Raw genomic sequence first — 8,241 nt, forward strand, 5'->3', positions numbered from 1 at the left:
ATAATTGAAGAAGAGAGTCGAAGCGCGACAAGCGCCCGCCAATCGAAATACGGCCAATGCGCCGCGGGACCCATGGGAGGAGACAGGACATGCCGGCCAGAACACGTTTCGCGCTTGGGGCCCTCGCGGCATTGCTGCTGCCGGCGCCGGCAGCACTCGCTCAGGTGTCGGATGATGTGGTCAAGATCGGCGTGCTCACCGACATGAACGGTCCGGCATCGACGCCGACCGGGCAAGGGTCCGTTACCGCGGCGCAAATGGCGGTCGACGATTTCGGCGGCAAGGTGCTGGGCAAACCGATCACCGTGATCGTCGGAGACCACCAGCTCAAGCCGGATATCGGCGGCAGCATTGCCCGGCGCTGGTACGACGTCGAGCAGGTCGACCTGATCGTCGACGTGCCGGTATCGGCGGTAGGCCTCGCGGTGCAGAACGTCGCCACTGACAAGAAGAAGCTGTTCATTACCCACTCGACCGGCACCGCCGACTTCCATGGCAAGTTCTGCAGTCCTTACGCAATGCAATGGGTATTCGACACCCGCGCATTGGCGGTCGGCACCGCTCAGGAGGTGGTCAAGCGCGGCGGCGATACCTGGTTCTTCATCACCGACGATTATGCGTTCGGTCATTCGCTTGAAAGGGATGCTTCCGCCGTCGTCACCAGGATGGGCGGCAAGGTGCTGGGCGCGGTGCGCCCTCCCTTCGCGACGCCGGATTTGTCGTCGTTCGTACTGCAGGCGCAGGCCTCGAAGGCGAAGATCATCGGCATCGCCGGCGGCCCGCCGAACAACGGCAATGAAATCAAGACCGGCGCCGAGTTCGGCGTGTTCAAGGGCGGGCAGCAGATGGCCGCGCTTCTGGCGCTGATCACCGACATCCATTCGCTGGGATTGCCGGCCGCGCAAGGCCTGCTGCTGACGACCTCGTTCTACTGGGACATGGACGACAAGACCCGCGAGTGGTCGAAACGCTATTTTGCCAAGATGAACCGGATGCCATCGATGTGGCAGGCCGGGGTGTATTCCTCGGTGATGTACTACCTCAACGCCATCAAGGAGACCGGCACCGACGAGCCGCTCAAAGTCGCCGCGAAAATGCGCGAGAAGCCGATCGAGGATTTCTTCGCCCGCAACGGCAAGCTGCGCGAGGACAATCTGATGGTACACGACCTTTGGCTCGTGCAGGTCAAGACGCCGGAAGAGTCCAAATATCCGTGGGACTATTACAAGATCCTGGCAAAGATTTCCGGCGAGGAAGCGTTCGGACCAATCGATCCGGCGTGTGCGATGGCGAAGAAGTAACTGCCTCGTGTCCCGGACGCGGTGCGGCATTCTTCATGCCGCTCCGCAGAGCCGGGACCTCGCTTTGGCGAAGATAGCTGGCCCCGGCTCTGCAGACCACCACGCCGTGAAGAACGGCGCGCCGCGCCGGGTCCAGGGCACGATGCCTACTTCGCAACTCCGATCTCACGGAAATACCGCAAGACGCCGGGATGAATCAGCTCGACCTTCGGCGCCGCCGCCACGGTGTTCGCCGCCGTGGTCTCACAGGCCTGCGGCAGTTTCTTGCAGAGCGTACTTTCAGCTCCGTGTAACGACTTCGCCAGACGATACGCCAGGTCGTCGGGAAGATTGGCGCGTGTCAGGATAAAACTCCAGGATCCCAGCGAATCGATCGGCGACGGCTGGTTCGGATAGCTCCCGGCCGGCACGGTCAGCGGCTTCAGGAACGCATGCTTGGCGCGGATGCGCGCGATCTCACCGGCGTCCGGCGCGATGAACCGCGCCCCACTTGGGCTCTCGCTCATGGTCTTGAATCCGGGCCAGCCGATGCCGGCGCCCCATAGCGCGGCCACGCGGCCGTCCAGCACCATGGCCGGCCCGTCGCCGGCGCGGTCAAGATAGACCGACTGGAAATCCTCGTCCTGCTTCAGTCCAAGGCCATCGAGTACGTAGCGCGACAGGATCGGAAGGCCGGAACCGCGGGCGCCGAACGCGACGGGCTTGCCGGCCAGATCGCGAATGATCTTGTAGGGACTGTCGGCGCGCACCACGAACATCCCCGGACTGGAATACATCGCGGTCAGAATTTTCAGGGGGGTAGCCGGCCGGCCGAACCCCATGAATGCTTCGTAGGAGGGCTCTCCGGCCACCAGCGCAATATCAAGGCTGCCCGCCTCAAGCAGCGGAATGTTCTCGTTGCTGCCCTTGGTGTTGCGCGGCTCGATCGTGAGCGCCGGATCGGTTTCGTTCATGACCTCGGCAAAGGCATTGCCGTACAGCGGGAAGCCACCACCCGGCGTCGCCGTTCCAAGAGAGATCGTTGTCTTTGGAATGACCTTTCCTCCATCCTGCGCCACGGCGCTGCCTGTGAGCAGCAAAACGGTTGCGCCTACAATACCGAGGTTCATCACCGCTCCTCAACCATCCGCAACGCTGCAAGGTCATAAGATCAACGCATTGGCCGAAAGGCAATGTAGGCAAATTCAAATTTCTATGAAACCATGTGCGTTGGTTCGATGAATTTGAGATGAAAAAGTTGCGCGTGCAGCGCACTCGATTGAAATGGAGCGGCTTATGACTGGTTTTCTGCGCGCGGCGATCATTGGCCTTGTCTGCCTTTTAGGCCTTGCGGGCGGCGTTGCGCCTTCATCCGCGGCCGACTATCCGAACCGCCCGGTGCGCTGGCTGATCGGCTTCACCGCCGGGGGCCCGGTCGACACCGTGGCGCGCATCATGAGCCAATGGCTATCGGAACGTCTCGGCCAGCAGTTCGTGGTGGAAAACCGCGCCGGTTCCGGCGGCAACATCGCCGCGGCGGCAGCGATCACTTCTCCTCCGGACGGCTACACCTTGCTGTTCGTGGCGCCCAACAACGCCATCAGCACCTCGCTCTACAAGAAGCTGCCTTACGATTTCATCCGCGACACCGCTCCGGTCGCCAGCATCATGCAGCTGACCAACATGATGGTGGTGCCGATGGGTCTGCCGGTCAAAACCGTTCAGGAGTTCATCGACTACTGCAAGGCCAATCCCGGCAAGGTCTCGTTTGCGTCCTCGGGCAACGGCACCTCGGTGCACATGTCGGCGGAGCTGTTCAAGGCGCTGACCAAGGTCGAGATGACGCACGTGCCCTATCGGGGATCGTCGGCCGCGATGCCCGATCTGATTTCCAACAAGGTGCAAGTGCTGTTCGACAACCTGCCTTCCGCGCTGGAACAGGTGCGTGGCGGCACGCTGCGCGGGCTCGGCGTCACCTCGCCGCAGCGGTGGCCCGGTGTGCCGGACATACCGGCGGTTGCGGAGACCGTGCCGGGATTCGAGTCCGTCGGCTTCTACGGCATCTCCGCCCCCAAGGGCACGCCGCCGGAGATCATCGATATCCTCAACAAAGCCGTGGCCGAGGCCCTGAAGGACCCCAAGCTGGTGGCGCGGCTCGCCGACGTCGGCGGCATCCCGAAGCCGATGACGCCGGCCGAATTCGGCAAGCTCGTCGCCGACGAAACCGAGAAGTGGCGCAAGGTGGTCGAGTTTGCCGGGGTGTCGGTGGATTAGACGCTGTGGTGATCGCGCGCGTCGACCGGAAAAAGTCTTCGAATTCCCGGTTCCATTGCGTTTCAGCCATCCCAATCTGTGGAGTTGAAGGTATGGTGAAGAAGTTTTTCACCGAATGACCTTCTATGAACCGATGGCGACCAACTGCAGCCAGGATTTGGGCCTGCGCCTTCCTCGGGATGTGTTCGGTCTCGGCGGTTGCCCAGGAAACCAATGAGGACCAGCCCGCCGATCCCGATACAGGCGAGAGCACGGTCGCCGAACGCACGCTCGGCCTGCTGCCCAATCCGTATGAGCGCCTCGGCATAAAATTCGCCGCGACCTACATCGGCGAAGTGCTCGGCAACGCCACCGGCGGCCTTGAACAGGGCGCGACGTTCGAAGGACGTCTCAATCTCGCGGTCGATATCGACTTCGACAGGCTGGCGGGATGGCGCGGGCTGACTGCCCATGCCAACGTCTTCGTTATCCATGGCGACGGCCTGTCGCGCTCGAATTTGAACAATTTCTTCGTCGTCAGCGGGATCGAGGCGCTTCCGACCGCCCGGCTCTACGAGGCCTATGTCGAACAGAAATTCTTCCATGACAAATGGTCGATCCGCGCCGGCCAACTCGCGGCCGACAGCGAATTCATCGCCAGCAAATATACCGACGTATTCACCAACGCATCGCTCGGCTGGCCCGCGATCACAGCCGTCAACTTGCCGGCCGGCGGTCCCTCCCCGCCGCTCGCCGCCGTCGGCGCGCGGCTGAGCGCAAAACTCAGCGACAATGTCACGGTTCTCGCGGCGATTTTCGACGGCGATTCCGCTGGCCCCGGCCCCGGCGATCCGCAACAGCGCAACCGCTATGGCCTGAACTTTCGCGTCAACGATCCTCCGCTGGTGCTTTCGGAAGCCCAGTTCGGCTGGAAGGACATCGCTGCGAACGATGGCCACGCCGGAGCCTTTAAAATCGGAGGCTGGCATCATTTCGGAACGTTCAACGATCAGCGTTTCACATCGGACGGCCGATCGGTTGCCGACCCGGCGGGATCCGGACTTGGCCGGATGCTGCGCGCCGACGATGGCATCTACTCGGTCATCGAACAGAAGATTTATAGCGTTCCGAAATCGAAGGACCGCGGCGTCGGCGTTTTCATGCGCACCTCAGCCAGTCCCCCGGACCGCAACCTGATCGATTTCTATGCCGACGCGGGCATCGATTTCATCGGATTTTTCGATCAGCGGCAGCACGACAAGTTCGGCGTCGCGGTCGGCTACGCGCACGTCTCCAGGCGCGCCCAGGCGCTCGACCGCGACTACGCTTTCTTTATGGCGCAGCCCGACTGGCCGATCCGGTCATCCGAAGCGCTGTTTACGGCGTCATATCTCTACGAAATCAAGGCGGGCTGGAACTTGCTGCCCAACTACCAGCACATCTTTCGGCCGGCAGGCGGAGCCACCGATCCCACCGGGCCGAACCCGGGCATTCGTCTCAAGGACGCGTCCGTCTTCGGCGTGCGAAGTGTCATGAAGTTCTGATCGTGATCAGAAGTTCGGATGATGACACGCCACCAACTGGCCGGGCGCGATCGGGACCAGTTCCGGCATCTCATCGATGCAGCGTCGGTCGGCCTTCGGACAACGGGTCCGAAAGCGGCAGCCTGACGGCGGCGAGATCGGCGACGGCGGCTCGCCGATCGGCACGCTTTCCGACGGCCGCACGTCCGGATCGGGCTGCGGGATGGCCTCGATCAGCAGCGCCGTATAGGGATGCGCGGGCCGCGCGAACAACTGCTCGGAAGGACCGACCTCGCACAGCCGGCCGAGATACATCACGGCGACGCGGTCGCTCACCGCCTTCACCACCGCAAGATCGTGGGCGATGAACAGCAGCGTCAGACCATAGCGCGCCTTCATCTCCTCCAGCAGATTCAGGATCTGGGCGCGAATGGAGACGTCGAGCGCCGAAACCGGCTCGTCGCAGATGATGAATTCCGGATCGAGAACCAGCGCGCGCGCAATGCAGATGCGCTGGCATTGTCCGCCGGAAAATTCGTGCGGCAGCCGTCCCGCGACCAGGCCGGGATCAAGACCGACCGCGCTGAGGACCTCGTGTACCCGCCGCTCGCGCTCGGCACGATCCTTGACGCCGGCAATCACCAGCGGCTCGGCGACGATGTCGCCGATGCGCCGCCTCGGGTTCAGCGAGGCGATCGGGTCCTGGAAGATCAGTTGCACCCGCCGGCGCATCCGCCGCAAAGTGTCACCGTTCATGGCCACGAGGTCATGGCCGTCGAACACGACCTCGCCTGAAACCGGCCGGCGCAACTGCAGTATGGCGCGCCCCAGCGTAGACTTGCCGCAGCCGGATTCGCCAACCAGACCAAGCGTCTCGCCGCGCGCGACCTCAAGGCTGACGCCGGAGACGGCGTGCACCGTGTTGCCGGCGATCGAATATTCGACGACGAGGTTGTCCACCCTGAGCAGCGTCTCGCGACGTATGGATTTCCGGGTGTCGTGCATCATGCGCCAACGCCTACCGTGCCATCGATTGGATGGAAGCAGGCATATTGATGATCGGGCGATCCGGCAGCTGCGAGCACAGGCTTCTGCTGGCGGCAATCGCTCATCGCGTAGCGGCAGCGCGGCGAGAACGAGCAGCCCTGGATCGGCCGGGTCGGATCTGGCGGACGCCCCGAGATCGCCGGCAGCGGCGTATGCGGAGCCGCATCGATCTTCGGGATCGCCGCGAGCAGCGCCTCGGTGTACGGCATCCGCATTTTCTTGAACAGCACCGGCGTCGGCGCGCGCTCGACCACGCGGCCGGCATACATCACCGCCACCTCGTCGGTGCGTCCGGCGACCACGCCGAGGTCATGGGTGATGATGATCATCGCCATGTGGCGGCGGCGCTGTTCGCGCGCCAGCAGATCGAGGATTTGCGCCTGGATCGTCACGTCGAGCGCGGTGGTCGGCTCGTCCGCGATCAGGAGCTTCGGCTCGCACGACAGCGCAATCGCAATCGCGACGCGCTGGCGCATGCCGCCGGAAAGCTGATGCGGATACTGGTTGAGCCTCTGCTCCGGCGCGGGGATGCCGACCGCCGCGAGCAACTCCACGCTGCGCTTTCTTGCCGTGGCGGTGTCGAATTCAAGGTGCTCCTGCAGCGTTTCGACGAGTTGAGTGCCGATGGTCAGCACCGGGTTGAGCGAGGTCATCGGATCCTGGAACACCACCGCGAGCGCGCGGCCGCGCAGCTTGCGCAGCGGCTCGGCTGCAAGCCGGGTCAGGTCCTGGCCGTCGAACCTGACGCGGCCGGTGAGTTTTGCCTTCTTGGGCAGCAATTGCAGGATCGCGCGCGACAGCATGGTCTTGCCGCAGCCGGATTCGCCGACAATGCCGAGCGTCTGTCCGGGCGCGACGCGGAGATCGACCTGATCCACCGCGCGAAGGTTGCCGCGCGGCGTTGGCAGATCGACCGAGACGCCCTCGACGGACAGCAACGCCGGCGCGTTCACAGCGCGCCCTGACGCGGGTCGGTGAGCGCCCTCAAGGTGTCGCCGACCAGGTTGAACGACAGCACGGTGAGGAACATCGTTACCGCCGGAATGAAGGCGAGCCGCGGCGCGATCTCAAGGCTCTCGCGGCCCTCCCCGATCATGCTGCCCCAGCTCGAGGCCGGCGGCGGAACGCCTAAGCCGAGGAAGCTCAGCGCGCCTTCGACCACGATGGTCACGGCAACGCCGAGCAGGAAAAAGGCGAACAGCGGCAGAAGTACGTTCGGCAACAGTTCATGCAGTAGGATGCGCGCGTGCGACGCGCCCAGCGCCCGTGCCGCGACGACGAATTCGCGTTCGGCCAGGCTCAACGTGGCGGCGCGGGCGACGCGCATGAAAGCGGGAATGCCGAGCACGCCGAGGATGCAGGTCAGGTTGAAAACGGATTGCCCGAGAAACGCCACCATCGCCAGCGCAAACACCAGCGGTGGAAACGCCAGCAGCACGTCCATGCTTCCGACCACGATGGTTTCGAAACGGCCACGGAAATAGCCGGCCAGGATGCCGAGCGCACCGCCGATGGTGATGCCGATGATCGGCGCGCACAGACCGACGATGAGCGATATCCGGGCGCCGTACACCAGCCGCGCCAGTTCATCGCGCCCCAAGGCGTCGGTACCGAGCCAGTGCACAAGACTCGGCGACGCCCGCCGCTCCAGCATATCCATGTCGGTCGGGCTGTGTGCCAGCAGGAAGCCGGCGAAAGTCGCGACAAACACGGCGAATATGATCCAGCCCAGCGCCAACCAGAACAGGTTTCCCACTCGCCGTGTGCGCCGCACCGGACTGACGACCGCGGTGTCGATGCCGATGTCAAGCACGGCCATGGCGGATCCTCGGATCGAGCAGGGCGTAGCACATGTCGACGACAAAATTCATCAGCACGAAGCCGCAGGCGACGAACAGCACCACGCCCTGCAGGATGATCAGGTCGCGGGTGTAGAGCGCGCTGACCAGCAACCGGCCGATCCCCGGTAGCGCAAAGATCGTCTCGACGATCAGCGCGCCGCCGATCAGCCGGCCGATATTGATCCCGGTGATGGTGACCAGCGTCAACGACGAGGGTTTTAAGGCGTGTACGAACAGGATCCGTGACGGCTTCAGTCCTTTCGCCCTGGCCATCGCGATGTAGTCTTCCTGCAGCGT

At 63.6% G+C, this 8,241-nt stretch carries 8 protein-coding genes; 3 read left to right on the plus strand and 5 right to left on the minus strand.

What is annotated here, in order from left to right:
* Positions 1 to 89 precede the first annotated feature (89 nt).
* A complete protein-coding gene (locus tag VGP39_RS23785) occupies positions 90 to 1,301 on the plus strand; it encodes an ABC transporter substrate-binding protein (RefSeq protein ID WP_327570546.1) in 1,212 nt (403 codons plus the stop codon).
* A 146-nt stretch (positions 1,302 to 1,447) separates the two neighbouring features.
* On the opposite strand, the gene VGP39_RS23790 is transcribed toward VGP39_RS23785, so the two are convergent.
* The gene (locus tag VGP39_RS23790) at positions 1,448 to 2,410 is read right to left on the minus strand and encodes a TAXI family TRAP transporter solute-binding subunit (RefSeq protein ID WP_327570547.1); all 963 of its coding nucleotides are present in this window, start codon (positions 2,408 to 2,410) and stop codon (positions 1,448 to 1,450) included.
* Between the two features lie 166 nt (positions 2,411 to 2,576).
* Between VGP39_RS23790 and VGP39_RS23795 the strand changes: the two genes are divergently transcribed.
* Complete coding sequence (locus VGP39_RS23795; RefSeq protein ID WP_327570548.1) at positions 2,577 to 3,554, plus strand: tripartite tricarboxylate transporter substrate binding protein; 978 nt, start codon at positions 2,577 to 2,579, stop codon at positions 3,552 to 3,554.
* Positions 3,555 to 3,679: 125 nt separating this feature from the next.
* A complete protein-coding gene (locus tag VGP39_RS23800) occupies positions 3,680 to 5,077 on the plus strand; it encodes a carbohydrate porin (protein ID WP_327570549.1) in 1,398 nt (465 codons plus the stop codon).
* 6 nt (positions 5,078 to 5,083) lie between these two features.
* Here VGP39_RS23800 and VGP39_RS23805 read toward each other — a convergent pair whose 3' ends face one another.
* From VGP39_RS23805 to VGP39_RS23820, 4 genes are all read right to left on the minus strand, one after another.
* Positions 5,084 to 6,064, minus strand: a complete 981-nt coding sequence (locus VGP39_RS23805) for an oligopeptide/dipeptide ABC transporter ATP-binding protein (protein WP_327570550.1) — start codon at positions 6,062 to 6,064, stop codon at positions 5,084 to 5,086.
* Entirely contained in the window at positions 6,061 to 7,056 is a 996-nt protein-coding gene (locus tag VGP39_RS23810) for an ABC transporter ATP-binding protein (RefSeq protein WP_327570551.1), read from the minus strand. Before VGP39_RS23810 ends, VGP39_RS23805 begins: the two co-directional genes overlap by 4 nt.
* Complete coding sequence (locus VGP39_RS23815) at positions 7,053 to 7,922, minus strand: ABC transporter permease (protein WP_327570552.1); 870 nt, start codon at positions 7,920 to 7,922, stop codon at positions 7,053 to 7,055. The genes VGP39_RS23810 and VGP39_RS23815 overlap by 4 nt, the downstream gene beginning before the upstream one ends.
* Positions 7,909 to 8,241: ABC transporter permease (locus VGP39_RS23820; RefSeq protein ID WP_327570553.1), on the minus strand; the 333-nt coding region annotated here is incomplete at its 5' end. The genes VGP39_RS23815 and VGP39_RS23820, both read right to left, overlap by 14 nt.

Origin of the sequence: Bradyrhizobium sp. (genome assembly GCF_036009065.1) — a bacterium.
GTDB lineage: Bacteria > Pseudomonadota > Alphaproteobacteria > Rhizobiales > Xanthobacteraceae > Bradyrhizobium.